This window comes from Nocardiopsis sp. FR4 (assembly GCF_009830945.1).
GTDB lineage: Bacteria > Actinomycetota > Actinomycetes > Streptosporangiales > Streptosporangiaceae > Nocardiopsis.
Map to the genome: position 1 here is coordinate 101,670 of NZ_VWVV01000011.1, position 19,225 is coordinate 120,894.

Sequence of the window (19,225 nt, forward strand, 5' to 3'; positions counted from 1 at the left end):
CCACCAGAGGTGGTAGTCTCGCGCGGGGCAGGCCCCCGTCCTCCCGCTGAGTCCCCGGTGGTAGCAAGCGACCGGCACGCCGCCCCCCTAACGTCAGTGCGGCGCGGTACAAAGGGCACGCACCGCATCAGCGCCCCGATGGCCCTCAAGACGCAGGAGATGTCCGAGTGACCGCCTTGACCGCAGCCGTCCACGACCCCGAGGATTACTCCGCCCGACACCTGTCGGTCCTCGAAGGTCTTGAGGCGGTGCGCAAACGGCCGGGCATGTACATCGGGTCCACCGACAGCCGCGGCCTCACCCACTGCATGTGGGAGATCATCGACAACTCCGTGGACGAGGCCCTGGGCGGCTTCTGCACGCGGATCGACGTCACCCTCCACGCCGACGGGTCGGTGGCGGTGAGCGACGACGGCCGCGGCATCCCCGTGGACGTCGAGCCCAAGTCCGGCCTGTCCGGTGTGGAGCTGGTCATGACCAAGCTGCACGCGGGCGGCAAGTTCGGCTCGGGCTCCTACACCGCCTCCGGCGGCCTGCACGGCGTGGGCGCCTCCGTGGTCAACGCCCTCTCGGCCCGCGTGGACGTGGAGGTCGACCGCCAGGGCCACACCCACGCCATGAGCTTCCGCCGGGGCATGCCGGGCCGCTTCTCCGGAGAGGGACCCGACGCCGAGTTCACCCCGGTCTCCGGCCTGGACCAGATCCGCAAGGTGGCCCGCAAGATCACCGGTACCCGCATCCGGTTCTGGCCGGACATGCAGATCTTCCTCAAGGGCGCCGAGATCGCCCGTGAGTCCCTGCTGGACCGGGCCCGCCAGACCGCCTTCCTGGTGCCGGGGCTGACCATCGCCGTGCGCGACGAGCGCACGGAGGGGGAGCCCGCCTACGAGGAGGAGTTCCGCTTCGACGGCGGCATCAGCGAGTTCTGCACCTTCCTGGCCCCCGACGACCCGGTCAGCGACGTGCTGCGCATCCAGGGCAGCGGCAACTTCACCGAGACCGTCCCCGTCCTGGACGAGGCCGGGCACATGGTGCCCGCCGACGTCGAGCGGCGCCTGGACGTGGACGTGGCCCTGCGCTGGGGCACCGGCTACGACACCACCGTGCGCAGCTTCGTCAACGTCATCGCCACGCCCAAGGGCGGAACCCACATCAACGGCTTCGAACGGGCCCTGGTGCGGGTGATCAACGAGCAGCTGCGCACCACCAAGCTGCTCAGGAACAGCGACGACCCCGTCACCAAGGACGACACCCAGGAGGGGCTCACCGCGGTCGTCACGGTCCGGCTGCCCGAGCCGCAGTTCGAGGGCCAGACCAAGGAGATCCTGGGCACCTCGGCGGCGGCCCGGATCGTCTCCCAGGTGGTCGGTAAGGAGCTGCGCGAATTCCTGACCTCCACCAGGAAGGTGGAGAAGGCCAAGGCCCGCGCGGTCCTGGAGAAGGTCGTCGGCGCCGCCAAGGCCCGCCTGGCCGCCCGCCAGCAGCGCGAGACCCAGCGGCGCAAGAACGCCCTGGAGAACTCCGCGCTGCCCGCCAAGCTGGTGGACTGCCGCAGCGAGGGGCTGGAGCACAGCGAGCTGTTCATCGTCGAGGGCGACTCCGCGCTGGGCACCGCCAAGCTGGCCCGCGACTCGGAGTTCCAGGCGCTGCTGCCGATCCGGGGCAAGATCCTCAACGTGCAGAAGTCCTCCGTGGCCGACATGCTCAAGAACGCCGAGTGCGCGGCCATCCTGCAGGTGGTCGGCGCCGGTTCCGGGCGCACCTTCGACATCGACGCCGCCCGCTACGGCCGGATCATCCTCATGGCCGACGCCGACGTGGACGGCGCGCACATCCGCTGCCTGCTGCTCACCCTCATCTACCGGTACATGCGCCCCATGCTGGAGGCCGGACGGGTCTACGCGGCCGTTCCGCCGCTGCACCGCATCGAGCTGACCAACACCCGGCGCAAGCGCGGCAGCAAGCCCGAGGACCGCTACATCTACACCTACTCCGACGCCGAGCTCAGCCGCACCCTGCTGGACCTGGAGAAGCGCAAGATCTCCTGGAAGGAGCCGGTGCAGCGGTACAAGGGCCTGGGCGAGATGGACGCCGACCAGCTGGCCGAGACCACCATGGACCCGCGCTACCGCACCCTGCGCCGGATCCGCGTCGAGCAGGCCGAGGAGGCCGCCGCGGTGTTCAACCTGCTGATGGGCAACGAGGTGGCCCCCCGCCGCCGCTTCATCCAGGAGGGCGCCCAGGAGCTGGACGTGGCCCGCATCGACGCCTGAGCGGCCCCTCAGGGGGTCTGGGGCGGAGCCCAGACCCCCTCGCCGAGGAAGCGGTCGATGGCCGCGCGGTAGGGGGCGGGGTCCAGGCCCCTCTCCGCGACCCAGGCGTCGTTGTAGTAGCTGTGCTGGTAGCGCTCGCCGCCGTCGCAGATCAGGGTCACCACGCTGCCCCGGCGGCCCTCGCGGCGCATCCTGGCGATCAGGTGCCAGACCCCCCACAGGTTGGTGCCCGTGGATCCCCCCGCCGCCAGCCCGGTGACGTCGTGCAGGTGCCGCATCGCGGCGATGCTCGCGGCGTCGGGCACCGGCATCATCAGGTCGATCACCGAGGGAACGAAGCTCGGCTCCATGCGGGGGCGCCCGATCCCCTCGATCCGGGAGGGTGTGCCCGTGGCGTAGTCGGCCGCGCCGGTCACCCAGCCGGGGAAGAACGCCGAGTTCTCCGGATCCACCACCGCCAGACGGGTGCCCATGCGCCGGTAGCGCAGGTAGCGGCCGATGGTGGCGGAGGTGCCGCCGGTGCCCGCACCCACCACGATCCACGCGGGACAGGGGTGGCGCTCCAGGCTGAGCTGCTCGAAGATCGACTCGGCGATGTTGTTGTTGCCCCGCCAGTCCGTGGCCCGCTCGGCGTAGGTGAACTGGTCCATGTAGTGGCCGCCGGTCTCGGCGGCCAGGCGCTCGGCCTCGGCGTACATGGCGGGAGGGCTGTCCACGAAGTGGCACCGCCCCCCGTAGCGCTCGATGAGGGCGATCTTCTCCGGGCTCGTCCTACGGGGGATCACGGTGATGAAGTCCAGCCCCACCAGCTGTGCGAAGTAGGCCTCCGACACCGCCGTGGACCCCGAGCTGGCCTCCACGATCGTGGTGTCCTCCCGGATCCACCCGTTGGCCAGGCCGTACAGGAACAGGGAGCGCGCCAGCCGGTGCTTGAGGCTGCCGGTGGGGTGGACCGACTCGTCCTTGAGGTAGAGGTCGATCCCCCACTCCGGTGGCAGGGGGAACACGTGCAGGTGGGTGTCGGCGGAGCGGTTGGCGTCGGCCACGACCCGGCGCACCGCCTCGTCGCTCCAGGAGCGGACCCTGTCGTCGCAGCGGTCCACCCACGGGTTGTCGTCGCCCGGCTCGGTGGGTGAGGGTTCCATGCCAGGTAGCTTACGGTCCGCCGGGCGGGAAGCCGGGTCCCGCGGGGCCCGGCCTCACAGGCGGCGTCAGTCCAGCGAACCGCCGGACATCACCGCGTGCATGCGCCGGTAGGTGGCCGCCTCCTCGTGGCGGCTCTGGCGCTCCAGCGTGCGGGCCAGCGCGATGTGCGCCCAGTTGTCCACCGGGTCCAGCTCGATGATCCTGCGGAAGGTCCGCTCGGCCTTGTTGAGCTGGGCGGAGTGGAAGTAGGCCCGGCCCAGCAGTTCCAGCAGGGAGCGGCTGTCGGGTTCGTGCTCGACGATGGGTTCCAGGGTCCGGGCGGCGTAGATGGGGTCGCCCAGCTCCATGAACATGCGTGCGCGGTTGAAGGTGTCGTAGGTGTTCTCTTCCACGGTGCTCCTTCCGACGGCCGCGGGGGCCGTCCCGGATCACAACGGCCGGGGTGCCGACCGCATTCCCTGGTGGGGCGGAGACGGCCTCGTGTGACCACGTGCCGTCCCCGCTCCTCCTGAAGGGATCCCCGGCCGTGCGCGTCGCACACGTGTCAGAGGCCCGCGGTCACAGGTCGACGGGCTTCACCCGGCCGGTGTCCACGTCGTAGAGGGCGCCCGCCACCGCCAGGCCCTCGGGCAGCAGCGGGTGGCGGCGGATGCGCTCCAGGCCCCGCCGCAGCGCCCCCATCTGGTCGCTGGCGGTGTGGAAGTCCAGACTGCGGGTGTCGACCCCGTGCTGCTCCTCGATGAGGTCGTGGACCACCGTGTCGCTGTCCACCGAGGCCATCTTGCAGCGCGTGTGCGGCATGACCAGCACCCGGTCCACCTTGAGCAGGTAGGCCGCCGCCACCAGGTTCATCAGGACGGTGTCGTCCACGCGCGCGCCCGCGTTGCGCATGATCTTGGCGTCGCCCGGCTCCAGGCCCAGGACGGCCAGGGGGTCGATACGGGAGTCCATGCAGGTCACCAGGGCCAGGCCGCGGGCGGCCTCACCCTTGAGGCCACCCAGTCGGAAGGACTCGGCGTAGGCCTCGTTGGCCTTGAAGAACGCGTCGAAGGCACCTGTGGAGGTGGCGCCGCTGGTGTCACTCACGTGGAGTCGCTCCTTGTCCGTGCTCGCCGGCGCCGCGCGCACCGGGGATCCGGTGGGCGCGGCGCGGGTTCGAAGGTCTCAGACCTGGGGAGGGGTGATCCCCGAGTCGGTCTGACCACTACCTACGGTAACGATCGCGCGCGGGAGGGTCTCACCCGACCCGTCCCGGCGGTCGTTGAGGTCCGGCAGACGGACCGGCTTGCCGTCGGCGCGCGCGGCGCGGGCGGGGGAGCGGCCGATCCAGCCGAACAGCAGCGTGTCCTCGCCCTTGAGGTAGCGGTGGCAGCGCACGCCGCCGGTGGCGCGGCCCTTGGCCGGGTAGGCCTCGAACGGCGTGACCTTGGCCGAACCCGCCTGGGTGCCGTCCAGGGCGCCGGAGGACCCGGAGACGGTGACCACCACCGAGTCCCGGGGGCTGGGCACCGCGCCGAACCACAGCACCCGCGCCTCCTCCGACAGGCGGATGCCGGTCACGCCCCCCGCCGGCCGGCCCTGGGGGCGGACGGTGGTCGCGGAGAAGCGCAGCAACTGGGCCTCGGAGGTGACGAAGGCGAGGTCCTCCTCACCCGTGGACAGCTGGGTGACGCCCACGACGCGGTCGTCGTCCCTCAGGGTGATGACCTCGAAGTCGTCCTTGTTGGGCGGATAGTCCGGGGAGACCCGCTTGACCACGCCGCCGCGCGTCCCCACGACGAAGCCGGGGCCCGAGGCGTCCATCGACACCACCGAGACCACCCGTTCGTCCCCGTCGAGCTGGACGAACTCGCCCACGTCCAGGCCCGAGGCCAGCGGCGGGGAGTCCCCGGCCTCGTCGGGCAGCTCCGGCAGCTCCACCACCGGCACGCGGATCATCCGCCCCAGGTCGGTGACCAGGCCGACGTCCGAGCGCGAGGTGGTGGGCACGGACACGTGGACCGCGTCGTGCCGGGTGCGCAGGCCCTCGTACACCCGCGGCACGGTGGCGCCCCTGCTGCGGCCGATCGCGCCGTCCACGCCCATGAGCACGTGGCAGGGCTGGTCGGCCATCTCCAGCGGGATCACCGCGCTGCGGGCGGCGCCGTCGCTCTCGCGCAGCTGGGTGCGGCGGGGGGTGGCGAACTGCTTGGAGACCTCGCCCAGTTCCTTGGAGACCAGGCGGCGCAGCTTCTTGTCCGACTCCAGGACCGCGGTGAGCGCCTCGACCTCCTGGTTGAGCTTGTCCCGCTCGGTCTCCAGCTCCAGCCGGTCGAAGCGGGTCAGGCGGCGCAGCGGGGTCTCCAGGATGTACCTGGCCTGGACGTCGGACAGGTCGTAGGCGCCCATGAGGGCCTCGCGCGCGGCGGCGGTGTCGTCGGCCTCGCGGATCAGGGCGATGACGCGGTCGATGTCCAGCAGCGCCACGAGCAGGCCGTCCACCAGGTGCAGGCGCTCCTGGCGCTTGGCCCGGCGGAACTCGCTGCGTCGGCGCACCACGTCGAGGCGGTGGTTGACGTAGACCTCGAGGAGCTCGCGCAGGCCCAGGGTCTGGGGCTGGCCGTCGACGAGGGCGACGTTGTTGATGCCGAAGGACTCCTCCATCGGCGTCAGGCGGTACAGCTCCTCCAGGACGGCCTCGGGGTTGAAGCCGTTCTTGAGCTCGATGACCAGGCGCAGGCCCTGGTTGCGGTCGGTGAGGTCCTTCAGGTCCGAGATGCCCTGGAGCTTCTTGGACTGCACCAGCTCCTTGATGCGGCTGATGACCTTCTCCGGGCCCACGCTGTAGGGCAGCTCGGTGACCACCAGGCCGGTGCGCCGCGCGGAGACCTTCTCGATGGAGACGGTGGCGCGCGTCTTGAACGTGCCCCGGCCGGTCCGGTAGGCGTCGCGGATGCCGTCCAGGCCCACGATGGTGCCGCCGGTGGGCAGGTCGGGCCCGGGAACGAACTCGGTGAGCTCCTCCAGGGTGGCCTCGGGGTGGGCGACCAGGTGGCGGGCGGCCGCGATGACCTCGCCCAGGTTGTGCGGGGCCATGTTGGTGGCCATGCCCACCGCGATGCCCGAGGCGCCGTTGACCAGGAGGTTCGGGAAGGCGGCGGGCAGGACCTCCGGTTCGGTCTCCTGGCCGTCGTAGTTGGGTTTAAAGTCGACGACGTTCTCGTCGATGGAGGCGACCAGCAGTTCGGCGGCGCGGTCCAGGCGGGCCTCGGTGTAGCGCATGGCGGCGGGCGCGTCGTCGCCGCCCAGGGAGCCGAAGTTGCCGTGGCCGTCGACCAGGGGCACGCGCATGGCGAAGGACTGGCTCAGCCGCACGAGCGCGTCGTAGATGGCGCTGTCGCCGTGGGGGTGGAGGCGTCCCATCACTTCCCCGACCACACGGGCGCACTTGACGTGGCCGCGGTCGTGTCGCAGCCCCATCTCGTTCATCTGGTACAGGATGCGCCGCTGCACGGGTTTCATACCGTCGCGCGCGTCCGGGAGGGCGCGTTGGTAGATGACCGAGTAGGCGTACTCCAGGAAGCTGCCGCGCATCTCCTCGGAGACGTCGATGTCGATGATCTTCTCGGCGAGATCCTCGGGGGGACGGGAAGTAGTACGGGCCATGTCCGTAATTCTGGCCTGTGCCAGAGACTGAAACGTACACGGGCGTGTGGTTGGGCGGATGTGAGCCGCGTGACGGAGGGGTTTTGTCCGCTTCCGTGGGTGGTTTTCGCCCGGAGATCGCTTGCGGGCGGAAGGACCACCCCCGGTGCGCGGACGCGCTCGCGGGCGTGCCGCGAGCGCGTCCGCGGGCTCCGTCAGCCGGTGAAGGGGATCGTGAGCGAGGCGCCGCCGTCGGGCCCGGTCAGGACCCGTGAGGCCTGGTCGCCCAGGGCGCTCCACAGTTCGACGCGCACGGACCCGCCGTCCAGGTCGCCCAGGGAGCCCTCCTGGCCCGCCAGCCCCTGGCCGTGCGTGTACTCCTCCCAGCCGTCCAGGTCGTCGGTGGCGAAGTAGCGGTAGGTCTCCGTGCGGTCGTCGGTGCCGTCGCCGTCCAGGTCGTAGACGACGCGGACCTGGACCGCGTTGGCGACCCCGCGACCGGAGTCCACCGGCAGGGAGAAGGCGGTGCCGCCGCCGGTGAAGGAGCCGGTCAGACCGTCGGCGCGCAGGACCACCGGGTCCTGGGGAGGCTGGCCGTCCCGGTTGACGCCTCCGGCCGATGCCACGGAGATCTCCTCGTCGCCGCCGGGCGCGGTGTCCGAGAGCGCGGAGGGGGTCAGGTACAGACGGCCGTCGCCGACGTCGCCGTTGCCCGGGCCGCCGCCGTCACCGCCGCCGGGGTCGCCCCCGCCGCCCTCGCCGGCGGTGGAGGCCAGGGAGCGCGGCTCCACGCGCAGTTCGACGCCGTCGGAGAAGGAGACGGTGACCGGCTCCGTGCCCGGGTTGAACGCGGTGTGGGTGCGGGTCCCGCCGTCGGAGAAGACCGCGTAGTGCGCCGTGTCGGCGGTGACGGAGGTGTCGACGGTGCCGACCTCGGCGAGTGTGGAGACCCACTGGTAGGTGTGCGGCTTGGACTCGCCGGCCTCCGGCTCGTAGTCGCGCCACTGCTCCTCGAACATGCGCAGGGCGTCGTCGCCGTCGGACAGGGCGCGGTGCTCCCAGTGGATGTCGCGCCAGATCTCGGGTTCGCGGCCCAGGCGTTCCACCAGGGACTGGTACATGGTCCCGGCGTGCTCGGGGTCGTGGCCCAGGTACAGCGACCCGGCGGTGATGGGCAGGTAGTTGATGCCGTAGTGCTCCTCGTCGCCGCCGTCCCACCAGATGCGGTAGTCGCCCCCGTCGCCCCACACCATGCCGACGACGTCGTGGTCGAAGTCCTCGGGGAAGGCGCTGGCGTCGGAGGGGGCGGTGCCCTCGTGGTCCTGCCAGTAGCGGGCGATGGCCGAGGCCTGCGTGGTGTGCAGGTACACGCCCAGGTCGCGCAGTTCCTCGTCGCCGGTCAGCGAGCCGAACAGCGCGGTGGCGGCGGCGAAGTGCATCCCCTCGGAGGAGGACTCCTGGTTGTTGCCCGCGGCGAACCCGGCGTGCCCGGAGGCCCAGCCGTGCCCCGCGTACGGGGAGAAGGAGCGCAGGCGCGGGAACATGGGGTCGTCGGGGTCGGTGGCGGCCACGTCCCGGATGAGCAGGCGGACCATGCCGCCCCAGGCGTCCTCCCGGGCCCAGGCGCTGTCGTAGCGCGCGATCACGGCGGCGGCGGAGACGAAGTAGCCGTAGTGGAAGTCGTGGTCGTTGAGCTCCTGGGCGGCGCCGAAGCTGTCGGGGAAGCCGAGCATGGTGCCCCACTCGGCGTTGTGGTGGAACTGGCGGTCGCCGCCCGCGCTCAGCCACTCCTCCATACGCCCCCTGACCAGGTCCAGCAGCCGGTCGCGGGCCTCGGTGTGGCCGATGGAGTCGGCGATGGGCACGAGCTGGGCCAGGCGGCCCATGGCCTTGCCGTCCCAGTAGGTGTCGCCGGGTTCGGGGAAGAGCTCCTCCTCCGCCAGCACCTCGTCGATGAGCTGGCGCATGCGGTCGTGGTCGGCCTCCTCCACCGTGGGCAGGCTCGGCAGGATGCCCTGCGTGGTCAGCTCGGTGGTGAAGCTGTCGCCCTCGACCACCCGCATCCGTCCGCGCGGGGAGGCGTACGACAGGTCGGTGAGGTCGGTGGTGGCGTTGTCCCACTGGTGGGGGTAGAGCGCCGTCAGCGCACCCTCGGCCCCCGCCTCGCGCGCCTCGGTCTCCAGGCGGTAGGTGCTGGTCAGGGTGGCGGCGGCCTCGTCGTAGTCGTACTCGACGACGGAGCCGGTGACGAAGGAGTGCGCGTAGGGGGCGAAGGTGTCCAGGTCCTCGGGGGAGGGCAGCACCGCGACGGAGTAGTGGCCGCCGTTCCCGGTGGCGGCGGTGAAGGTGTTCCCCGACCGGTTCCAGGGGGTGTCGGAGGGGGCGAAGAGGGCGTAGTGGCGCTCGTCGACGCTGGCGCCGACGACCGACCCGTCCTGGTGCCAGACCTCGGGCGGGGCGGAGAAGGTCACCTCGGCGTCGCCGCCGGTCTCGGCGTAGGCGAAGGGCAGGCCCTGCCCGAGGGTGACGCGCAGGGAGGCGCCGCCGCCCTCCCAGTGGGCGGTGACCGTCCAGTCGCCGCTGTCGGCCACGCGGGTGTCGGGGGAGTCGAGCCCGGCCGCGCCCAGGGACAGGTCGGCCCGGTGGGGGTACTCGTACTTCAGCCCGTCGGCGACGACCTGGTGGTCCTCGGGGTAGCCCATCTCCAGGCCGCCCGCGTGGGGACGGAAGCTGGCGGGGTGGGCGTACAGGTTCTCGCCGTAGGGGTTGTCGGGGTAGCGCTGGAAGATCAGTGAGGACCACCACTCGTTGGTGGGGGCGGGGCCCTCGTAGTCGTCGGTGACCTTGGGGGAGACCGGGTTGCCGTTGAGGTCGGAGGGTCCGGAGGCACCCGGGGGAAGGGTGTCGGTGTAGCCGCCGGAGCCCACGGGAACCGTCTGCGCGGCGACGGTCGTGGCGTCGACGCCGTCGCGGTCGGCGGTCAGGGTGGCCGCCGCGACCGCGAGCGCGGCGGCCGCGGCGAGGACGCCCGGGATCGCCGTCGCGCGTTTCCGGGCGGCCGGGGTGCGGGTGTGCCGGGCGCCCGGCCGTCTCCGTGGATGCTGCGGATGCTGCATGGTGCGCCTTTCGCTCGTTCCGGAGGGGGATCGCCCCGGGTGTACGGGAGCGCTCCCAGAGATGAGCCCTGGCGTTGAGTGTTCTTTCGGTTACGCATGAGCGCAATCCCGGAAACTGGAAAGTTTCCGTTCTGTTACCCCGGTTGCCCTGTGCACCTTTCGGGCCCTCGGTCGGTACCGGCCGGAGGACCCGGACCGGGCCTGTGGACAACCGCTCCGCGGTCTCCCCGCTCTGGTACCAAGGGACGTATGGCCACACCCATCCCTGACCACACCACCTCCGACACCTCCGCCGACCCCTCGGGAACCCCCTCCGGGGCCGACGGCGCGCTGCGTGAGCGGGCCGAGGCTCACCTGCGCGCCCTGGCGGGCGACTCCGCCCGGTTGCGCGAGGACCAGTGGACCGCCATCCACGCCCTGGTCGCCGGGCACCGCAGAGCCCTGGTCGTCCAGCGCACCGGCTGGGGCAAGTCGGCGGTGTACTTCGTGGCCACGGCCCTGCTGCGCACGGAGGGCGCGGGCCCCACCGTCATCGTCTCCCCGCTGCTGGCGCTGATGCGCAACCAGATCGCCGCCGCAGAGCGCGCGGGCATCCACGCGCGCACCATCAACAGCTCCAACACCACCGACTGGGAGGCCGCCTACGCCGACGTGGCGGCGGGCCGGGTCGACGTGCTCCTGGTGAGCCCCGAGCGCCTCAACAACCCCGAGTTCCGCGACCGGGTCCTGCCCGAGCTGGCCTCCGGGGCGGGGCTGGTGGTCATCGACGAGGCCCACTGCGTCTCCGACTGGGGCCACGACTTCCGGCCCGACTACCGGCGCATCCGCTCCCTGCTGCACGACCTGCCCGTGGGCGTCCCGGTGCTGGCCACCACCGCCACCGCCAACGAGCGGGTCACCCGCGACGTCGCCGAACAGCTCAGGGCGGGCGCCGAGCGTGAGGAGACCCTGGTGCTGCGCGGCTCCCTGGAGCGCGAGAGCCTGCGCCTGGCCGTGGCCCGGCTCCCCGACTCCACCGCCCGGCTCAGCTGGCTGGCCGAGCACCTGCCCAAGATCCAGGGGTCGGGCATCGTCTACACGCTCACGGTCAGCGCCGCCCAGGAGACCGCGCGCTTTCTGGCCGAGCAGGGCATGGAGGTACGGGCCTACACCGGGCAGACCGACCCCGACGAGCGCCGCGAGGCCGAGGACGACCTGCTCGCCAACCGGGTCAAGGCCCTGGTCGCCACCAGCGCCCTGGGCATGGGCTTCGACAAGCCCGACCTGGGCTTCGTGGTCCACCTGGGCGCGCCGCAGTCCCCGATCTCCTACTACCAGCAGGTCGGCCGCGCCGGACGCGGTGTGCGCAGGGCCGAGGCGGTGCTGCTGCCGGGGCGCGAGGACACCCAGATCTGGGAGTACTTCGCCGGGCTGTCCTTCCCGCCCGAGCAGACCGTGCGCCAGACCCTGGAGGTGCTCGCCTCCGCGGACCGCCCGCTCACGGTCGCGCACCTGGAGACCCGGGTGGACCTGCGCCGCACCCGCCTGGAGCAGATGCTCAAGGTGCTGGACGTGGACGGCGCCGTCCGCCGGGTCCGCGGCGGCTGGGAGGCCACCGGCCGGCCCTGGACCTACGACGCCGAGCGCTACGCGGCCGTCAGCCGGGCGCGCGAGAGCGAGCAGCGCGCCATGCTCGACTACCTCGACCTCGACAGCTGCCGGATGGAGTTCCTGCGCCGCCAGCTCGACGACCCCGAGGCGGCTCCCTGCGGGCGCTGCGACGTGTGCACGGGGGAGTACTGGCCCACCGACGTCGACCCCGCCCGGCGCGAGGCCGCCGCCGAGCACCTGGACCGTCCCGGCACGCCGATCGCCCCCCGCCGCCAGTGGCCGACCGGCATGGCCGCCCTGGGCGTGGACCTGTCCGGCAGGATCCGGGAGGACCTGCGGGCCGGGGAGGGGCGCGCCCTGGGCCGCCTCACCGACATCGGCTGGGGCAACGAGCTGCGCCGGGTCCTGGCCTCCGACGCCCCCGACGCGCCGGTGGACGACCGCCTGCTCCAGGGGGTGGTGCGGGTGCTGGCGGCCTGGGACTGGGAGCGGCGCCCCGTCGGGGTGGTGGCGATGCCCTCGCTCACCCGACCCCGCATGATCACCGACCTGGCCGCCCGGCTGGCCCGCCTCGGACGGCTCGAACCCCTGGGGGCGCTGGAGTACCGCACTGAGCGCGGGACCGGTGCCCGTCGGCACAACAGCGCCCTGCGCCTGGAGCAGGTGTACACCGCGTTGACGGTGGGGGAGGAGCTGAGCGCGCGCCTGGCCGCCCTGCGGGAGCGCACGCCCGGGCCGGTGCTGCTGGTCGACGACTATGCCGACACCGGCTGGACCCTCGCCGTGGGTGCGGCGCTGCTGCGCCGGGCGGGGGCTTCGGAGGTGCTGCCGTTGACGCTGGCCACCACCGGGGGCTGAGCGGAGCCCTCCGGGCGGCTAGCGGATACGCTGGCCTCTCGGGGCGCCCCGGCGGACGGGCTGGCCGTCACCCAGGTCCGGCCGGGCGCCGGGCTGGTGCAGGGCCCGCGCCGCCAGGCGGTGCGCCCGCCCCAGGGCCTCCTTGGGGTGGCGTCCCAGCAGCCACGCGGGCAGGAAACCGGCGATGAACGCGTCGCCCGCGCCCACCGAACCCGGGGAGGGCTCCACCGGCTCGGCGGGGGCGGTCACACACTCCTCGCGGGTCTTGGAGGCCCACAGGCCGCCCTGCTCGCCCAGCTTGAGCACCACGTTCGGGTACCAGGCGGTGAGCACCTTGGCCGCGGCCTCGGGTTCGTCCCGGCCGGTCAGCACCCGGGCCTGGTCCATGTTGGCGAACAGCAGCCGCGCGCCCTGCGTCCAGTCCAGGAAGTTCTCCGCGCCCGCCCGCTCCAGCGGCGCGTGCGAGCCGCCGTCCACGGAGATCGACATACCGCTCTCGCGGGCCATGCGCAGCGCGACCCGCCCGGCGCGCCGGGAGTCGGGGTTGATGAGCGTGTACCCGGACACGTGCAGGTGCCCGTCCGGGCCGAACACGTCGCGGGGCAGGTCCTCTGGCTGGAGCCGGGCGTTGGCCCCGGGATCGCTCAGCATCGTCCGGTCGCCCTTGTGCGTGATCATCACCACGCAGGTGCCGGTGGGGCGCTCGGGGTCCATCACCATGCGCGAGTCCAGGCCGTAGCCCATGAGCTCCATCTCGCGGGTGCGCCCGGTGATGTCGGAGCCGCGACGGCCCACGAACGTGGTGTCGGTGCCCTCCACGGCCAGCCACGAGGCGATGTTCGCACCGGAACCACCGCCGTACATGATCACGGACGCCGGAGTGTCGCTGCCGCGGGCCAACGGGTGGAACGCGCGCGCGACGGCGTCGGTCATCAGGTCACCGATCACGACCACTCGTGTCATTTCGCCAGCCACCGCCGAGGGTTATGAGATTCCGTGCTCGCATGACGTTAACAGGTGAACCGTCAGCGGCGTGTAACGAAGTGACGGCGCCCAGGCCACACGGAACCCAACACGCGACCTGACACGGTGCCAACCGGGACCGCGGTCCGCGGCGGGACCGAACCCTCCGGCGCGCCCGGTCCCCCGTGACCGGCCAGCTCCGGGCCGGGGCGACGGAGGTGACACGCCGTGCGCCGTCCGAGGTGGGGATTTCGCCGCGCCCGCGCGGAATTTCTCCTGATTCGGTCGTTTGTCGTCTAGTCTCGCAGTCGTGCAGTCCTACCCGAACCACTGGGAAGCCGACGTCGTCCTGACCGACGGAGGCACCGCGCACCTGCGCCCCATCACCCCCGAAGACGCCGACCTCCTCCGCGAGTTCCACGCCCGGCTCTCCCCGGAGACGATCTACTACCGGTTCTTCGCGCCCTATCCGAAGCTCTCCGACCGCGACGTCAAACGCTTTACCAACGTCGACTACGAGGACCGCGTGGCGCTGGTCGCCACCATCTCCGACTCCCTCGTCGCGGTGGTGCGCTACGACAAGGTGGCGCCGGAGGAGGCCGAGGTCGCCTTCGTGGTGGAGGACGCCCACCAGGGCCGCGGCCTGGCCTCGGTGCTGCTGGAGCACATCGGCGCGGCCGCCCGCGAACGGGGCGTGCGCCGCTTCATCGCCGACGTGCTGCCCGAGAACCGCCGGATGATCAACGTCTTCCGCGAGGCCGGGTACACCGCGCAGCAGACCTTCGACGAGGGCGTCATCCGCCTCACCCTGGACCTGCAGCCCACCGACGACTCCACCGAGGTCATGCGGGCCCGCGAGCAGCGCGCGGAGTCGCGTTCCATCGCCCGCCTGCTCTTCCCGAACTCGGTCGCGGTCATCGGCGCCAGCCGTACGGCGCACACCATCGGACAGACCGCCCTGCGCAACCTCCTGGGCGGGGAGTTCCAGGGTCCCGTCTACCCGGTCCACCCCGAGGCCAAGGCGGTCGTGGGCGTGCGCGCCTACCCCTCGGTCCTGGACATCCCCGACCAGGTCGACCTCGCCGTCGTGGCGGTGCGCGCCGACATGGTGGTCGACGTGGTGGAGCAGTGCGCGGAGAAGGGCGTGCACGGCCTCATCGTGGTCAGCTCCGGGTTCGGCGAGACCGGCCCCGAGGGCCGCGCCCGCCAGGACGAGCTGGTGCGCACCGCGCGCGCAGCCGGGATGCGCGTGGTCGGCCCCAACTGCCTGGGCATCGCCAACACCGACCCCGCCGTCTCGCTCAACGCCACCCTGTCCCCGGACCTGCCGCCCACCGGCACGATCGGCTTCTTCTCCCAGTCCGGCGCCCTGGGCCGGGCCATCCTCCAGCGCGTCGCCGAACGCGGGATGGGCCTGTCCACCTTCGTCTCGGCGGGCAACCGCGCGGACGTGTCCGGCAACGACCTCATGCAGTACTGGCAGGAGGACCCGGCCACCGAGGTCGTCCTGCAGTACCTGGAGTCGCTGGGCAACCCGCGCAAGTTCACCCGCCTGGCCCGCCGCCTGGCCAAGCAGAAGCCCGTCGTGGCGGTGCGCAGCGGCGGATCGGCGCACACCACCCCCACCGGCCACGCCGCGGGAGGGCTCTCCCTGCCCGACTACGCGGTCACCTCCCTGTTCCAGCAGGCCGGGGTGGTGCGGGTGGACGACATCACGCAGATGTTCGACGCAGCGCAGGTCTTCGCCTACCAGCCGCTGCCCCAGGGACCGCGCGTGGGCGTCATCGGCAACTCCGACTCCCTGGAGCTGCTGGTCAAGGACGCGGCCGTGCGCCAGGGGCTCAAGCCGCACGACCCCGTCAACCTGGGGCCGCAGGCCACCGCCGAGGACTTCGACCGCGCCCTGGAGGCCGCGCTGGCCGACGAGGACGTGCACTCGGTCGTGGTCGTGTTCGTCCCCGCGCTGCACCCCATCTCCGACGACGTCGCCCGGGTGCTGCGGGCCCGCTCCCTGGGGTCGGCCAAGCCCATCGTCACCACCTATCTGGCCCGGCAGGGCGTCCCCGAGGAACTGCGTCACGTGGGCGAGCGCGGCCAGACGCTGCGCGGGTCGGTGCCCTCCTACCCCTCGCCCGAGGACGCGGTGCGCGCCCTGGCCTACGCCACCCGCTACGCCCAGTGGCGCGACCGCAAGCCCGGACGCCACCCCGAACTCCCCGACATCGACCGGGCCCGCGCCCGCGCCACCATCACCCGGGCGCTCAAGAGCGCCGCGCCCACGCCGGAGGAGATCGCCTGGTTCGGCGGGGAGCGGCGCTACGACGAGGAGACCGCGATCTCCGGGGAGGACGCCCGCGAACTGCTGTCCTGCTACGGCATCACCGCCTACCCCGACATCCCGGTCACCTCCGAGGAGGAGGCCGTGGTGGCCGCCGGCGAACTGGGCTACCCGGCGGTGGTCAAGGCCGACTCGCCCGACCTGCGCCTGCGCGCGGGCGGAACGTTCGTGCGCGCCGACCTGCGCACGCCCGAGGACGTGCGCAGCGCCTACGCCTCCCTGCACGACCGCTTCGGGGAGGAGGCCACGCTGGTCGTGCAGCGCATGGTCGCCCCCGGAGTGCCCACGGTCATCCGGGCCGGTGACAACCAGTCCTTCGGCTCGGTGGTCTCCTTCGGGCTGGCGGACGTGACCGCCGAGCTGCTCGACGACCGGTCCTTCCGCCTGGCGCCGCTCACCGACGTGGACGCCGCCGACCTCATCCACGCCGTGCGCGCCGCCCCGCTGCTGTTCGGTCTGCCCGCGGGCGCCACCTCGCTGGCCGAGCAGCCCAACGTCGAGGCGCTGGAGGAACTCCTCATCCGGGTGTCGCGCCTGGTGGAGGCCTTCCCCGAGATCGGCTACATCGACCTCGACCCGGTCCTGGTCAACGCCACCGGCGCCCACGTGCTGGGTGCCCGCATGTGGCTGCGCGAGGCCCCCGACGTGCGGCCCGACGCCGGTCCGCGGAGGCTGCGCGGGGTGACGTTCTGACCATGGGATGGACGTCCCGTTTCACCTCCCGGTCGCGAACCGTCACGGGAAGGGGGCAGGATAGGGGTATGAGGAAAACACGTGCCGTGTCCACGGACTGGCGATCGGAGATCGAACGCAGCGGGTACTACCCTGCGCTGGTGATCGACGCCGTCGCCGCGGCTCTGGGTGCTGAGAGCGCCGAGGCGTTCATCGTGCACCACGAGGCGACCTTCGACCCGGCCATGGAGATGCGTCGGCACATCACCGTGATGCTGCTGACCGCGACCCGGCTCGTGGTGTGCCACACCGACGAGCATCCCCCCACCGAGCCCGGCGGCACCTCGCACGCCTCCACCACGACCGACAGCATCCAGCTGGCCAACATCCAGTCGGTGGCCCTGACCCGGGTGGTTCCCAACCCCGCCCAGTACACGCCGGGCAGCATGCCCAGCGAGCTGGTGCTGAGCGTCAACCTCTCCGTGAACTGGGGCGCCATCGCCCACATCGACCTCGAACCGGCCTCCTGCGCGGACGAGACGTGCGAGCTCGACCACGGGTACACCGGTGCGATCACCGCGGAGCCGCTGACCCTGCGGGTGAGCGAGGCGGCGGACGGCGCCGGGGCCGTCGCGGCGATGATGCACTTCGCCGACGCCCTGTCGGAGGCGACCACCCGCCCCTGAGCGGGCCCCGGCGGCTCGGGGGCGAGCGGGCCGGTGGCGCGGGCCCGGTGCGTTCCGCCGGGCCGCGTAACACGGGCGCCGGCGCCCGTCACCGGGACTTAACCAACAGGGTGTGAACAAACGTGGTGCCTTAACAACCGGTGCGTCTAGGGTGAGACTCGCGTAGAGCGCAACAAGCCAGACGCGAGCGGCCACAAGCCCGAAGCGTACGCGCGCCGCGACCAGCGTGCGCGCGTTTCCACACCCTCCCCGCGCACGCGAGGACGCATCCGGAGAAAGGTCAGCCTGCGATGACGCAGCACCCGTCCCCGACGCCCGACACCCCCCTGGTACGCCTGACCGTCGACCGCGCGATCGCCACGGTGACCCTGGACTCCCCACACAACCGCAACGCGCTGTCCGCGCGGCTGCGCTCGGAACTGTCCAAGGCCCTCGCCGAAGCGGTGGCCGACGACGGGGCGCGCGGCATCGTGCTCACCGGCAGCGGGCCGGTGTTCTGCGCCGGAGCCGACCTCAAGGAGGTGGGCGCCGCGCTCCAGGGCGCCCCCGTGGAACCCGCCCCCGAACTCCCCGAGATCTTCGAGCAGATCATGGGCGCCCCCAAGCCGGTGATCGCCGTCCTCAACGGGGCCGCCCGCGCCGGCGGCATCGGCCTGGTGGCGGCCGCCGACATCGCGCTGGCGCCCAAGAGCGCCACGTTCGCCTTCACCGAGGTGCGCATCGGCGTGGTCCCCGCCATCATCTCCGTGCCGGTGTCGGCCCGGATGCACTCGCGCCAGCTCAGCCGCTACTTCCTCACCGGCGAGCTGTTCGACGCCTCGGCCGCGGCCAAGGCCGGTCTCCTCACGCAGGCCGTGCCCGACCGCGACATGGACCACGCCGTGGAGGCGGTCCTGCAGGGCCTGCGCGGCTCGGCCCCCCGCGCGCTGTCGCGCACCAAGGAGCTCCTCGGCGAACTCGGTTCCGGAGCCCTGGCCGCTCCCGACCGCCGTACGGAGGCCTTCGCCCGTATGGGCGAGCTGTCCGCGGAGTTCTTCGCCAGCGAGGACGCGGCCGAGGGGCGCGCGGCCTTCTTCGAGAAGCGCCCGCCGCGCTGGGCCCGCTGAGCCCTGCCCCGCCGGGTCCGCCTGGGCGGTGCCCCGCGGTGCCGCTGCCGGCCCGCGCCGTGTCCGGCCGGGTGCGCGGCTGACCGTGCCGGAGGAGGCCGGACGACCGGGTCACCGGACGTCCGGCCCGGGAGGCCTGCGCGGTCCCTGTGATCCGGGTGCGCCCGCTCCCGGCCACGGGCCACAATGGTGGGGTGAGCTACTCCGGAGATACCAGGGTCGGCGGCCCCGCCGACCTGCGACGACTACCGCACCTGACGATCGCCAAGCTGGCCGTCGGGCCGATGGACAACAACGCCTACCTGCTGCGTTGCGGTACCACCGGCGAGGCCGTCCTCATCGACGCGGCCGCCGAGCCCGACCGCATCCTCGACCTCATCGGCGAGAACAGCCTGACCCGGGTGATCACCACCCACCGCCACCAGGACCACTGGCAGGCGCTGGCCGAGGTCGTCGGCCAGACCGGCGCCCGCACCGTCGCCCACCCCGACGACAGCGGCGAACTCCCCGTGTCCGTGGACGAGCCGGTCGTGCACGGCTCCCTCGTCCCCGTGGGAGACAGCTTCCTCACCGTCATCCACCTGCGCGGGCACACCCCCGGGTCGATCGCCCTGCGCTACGACGACCCCGAGGGCCACACCCACCTGTTCACCGGTGACAGCCTCTTTCCGGGCGGTGTCGGCCGTACCTGGTCCGACGAGGACTTCCGCATGCTGTTGGCGGACGTGGAGGAGCGCGTGTTCGGGGCGATGGCCGACGACACCTGGGTCTACCCCGGCCACGGGCGCGACACCACCCTGGGCGCCGAGCGCCCGCACCTGGGGGAGTGGCGCGAACGCGGCTGGTAGCGCCG

At 72.4% G+C, this 19,225-nt stretch carries 12 protein-coding genes; 6 read left to right on the forward strand and 6 right to left on the reverse strand.

What is annotated here, in order from left to right:
• Positions 1-167: 167 nt before the first annotated feature.
• Complete coding sequence (locus FYW95_RS12805) at positions 168-2,273, forward strand: DNA gyrase/topoisomerase IV subunit B (protein WP_159942728.1); 2,106 nt, start codon at positions 168-170, stop codon at positions 2,271-2,273.
• Between the two features lie 8 nt (positions 2,274-2,281).
• Here FYW95_RS12805 and FYW95_RS12810 read toward each other — a convergent pair whose 3' ends face one another.
• The 5 genes from FYW95_RS12810 to FYW95_RS12830 form a co-directional block, all read right to left on the reverse strand.
• The gene (locus tag FYW95_RS12810) at positions 2,282-3,418 is read right to left on the reverse strand and encodes an L-cysteine desulfhydrase Cds1 (RefSeq protein WP_159942727.1); all 1,137 of its coding nucleotides are present in this window, start codon (positions 3,416-3,418) and stop codon (positions 2,282-2,284) included.
• A 66-nt stretch (positions 3,419-3,484) separates the two neighbouring features.
• Positions 3,485-3,811, reverse strand: coding sequence for a tetratricopeptide repeat protein (locus FYW95_RS12815; RefSeq protein ID WP_159942726.1), 327 nt, complete (start codon positions 3,809-3,811; stop codon positions 3,485-3,487).
• A gap of 166 nt (positions 3,812-3,977) precedes the next feature.
• Entirely contained in the window at positions 3,978-4,505 is a 528-nt protein-coding gene (locus tag FYW95_RS12820) for a beta-class carbonic anhydrase (RefSeq protein ID WP_159942725.1), read from the reverse strand.
• Positions 4,506-4,583: 78 nt separating this feature from the next.
• Positions 4,584-7,064 carry a DNA gyrase/topoisomerase IV subunit A gene (locus tag FYW95_RS12825; protein ID WP_159942724.1) on the reverse strand — a complete coding sequence of 827 codons (2,481 nt, stop codon included), beginning with the start codon at positions 7,062-7,064 and terminating at the stop codon, positions 4,584-4,586.
• A 194-nt stretch (positions 7,065-7,258) separates the two neighbouring features.
• Positions 7,259-10,159 (reverse strand): glycosyl hydrolase, encoded by a 2,901-nt coding sequence (locus FYW95_RS12830; RefSeq protein ID WP_159942723.1) that lies wholly within the window; start codon positions 10,157-10,159, stop codon positions 7,259-7,261.
• Positions 10,160-10,408: 249 nt separating this feature from the next.
• Here FYW95_RS12830 and FYW95_RS12835 point away from each other — a divergent pair, with 249 nt between their 5' ends.
• The gene (locus FYW95_RS12835; protein WP_236567799.1) at positions 10,409-12,607 is read left to right on the forward strand and encodes a RecQ family ATP-dependent DNA helicase; all 2,199 of its coding nucleotides are present in this window, start codon (positions 10,409-10,411) and stop codon (positions 12,605-12,607) included.
• Positions 12,608-12,625: 18 nt separating this feature from the next.
• On the opposite strand, the gene FYW95_RS12840 is transcribed toward FYW95_RS12835, so the two are convergent.
• Entirely contained in the window at positions 12,626-13,561 is a 936-nt protein-coding gene (locus FYW95_RS12840; RefSeq protein ID WP_159942806.1) for a carbohydrate kinase family protein, read from the reverse strand.
• A gap of 319 nt (positions 13,562-13,880) precedes the next feature.
• On the opposite strand from FYW95_RS12840, the gene FYW95_RS12845 reads away from it, so the two are divergent.
• From FYW95_RS12845 to FYW95_RS12860, 4 genes are all read left to right on the forward strand, one after another.
• Complete coding sequence (locus tag FYW95_RS12845) at positions 13,881-16,601, forward strand: bifunctional acetate--CoA ligase family protein/GNAT family N-acetyltransferase (protein WP_159942722.1); 2,721 nt, start codon at positions 13,881-13,883, stop codon at positions 16,599-16,601.
• A gap of 86 nt (positions 16,602-16,687) precedes the next feature.
• On the forward strand, positions 16,688-17,266 hold the full coding sequence (locus FYW95_RS12850) for a DUF5998 family protein (protein ID WP_201294843.1): 579 nt from the start codon (positions 16,688-16,690) through the stop codon (positions 17,264-17,266).
• A 290-nt stretch (positions 17,267-17,556) separates the two neighbouring features.
• On the forward strand, positions 17,557-18,372 hold the full coding sequence (locus FYW95_RS12855) for an enoyl-CoA hydratase-related protein (RefSeq protein ID WP_159942720.1): 816 nt from the start codon (positions 17,557-17,559) through the stop codon (positions 18,370-18,372).
• Between the two features lie 194 nt (positions 18,373-18,566).
• Positions 18,567-19,220: an MBL fold metallo-hydrolase gene (locus tag FYW95_RS12860; RefSeq protein ID WP_159942719.1), complete on the forward strand. Its 654-nt coding sequence runs from the start codon at positions 18,567-18,569 to the stop codon at positions 19,218-19,220.
• Positions 19,221-19,225 lie beyond the last annotated feature (5 nt).

Excerpts from the sequence above, each read along its gene's own strand:
- FYW95_RS12810 (WP_159942727.1), bottom strand. The coding sequence starts at position 3,418 with ATGGAACCCTCACCCACCGAGCCGGGCGACGACAACCCGTGGGTGGAC.
- FYW95_RS12835 (WP_236567799.1), top strand. The coding sequence starts at position 10,409 with ATGGCCACACCCATCCCTGACCACACCACCTCCGACACCTCCGCCGAC.
- FYW95_RS12825 (WP_159942724.1), bottom strand. The coding sequence starts at position 7,064 with ATGGCCCGTACTACTTCCCGTCCCCCCGAGGATCTCGCCGAGAAGATC.
- FYW95_RS12855 (WP_159942720.1), top strand. The coding sequence starts at position 17,557 with ATGACGCAGCACCCGTCCCCGACGCCCGACACCCCCCTGGTACGCCTG.
- FYW95_RS12830 (WP_159942723.1), bottom strand. The coding sequence starts at position 10,159 with ATGCAGCATCCGCAGCATCCACGGAGACGGCCGGGCGCCCGGCACACC.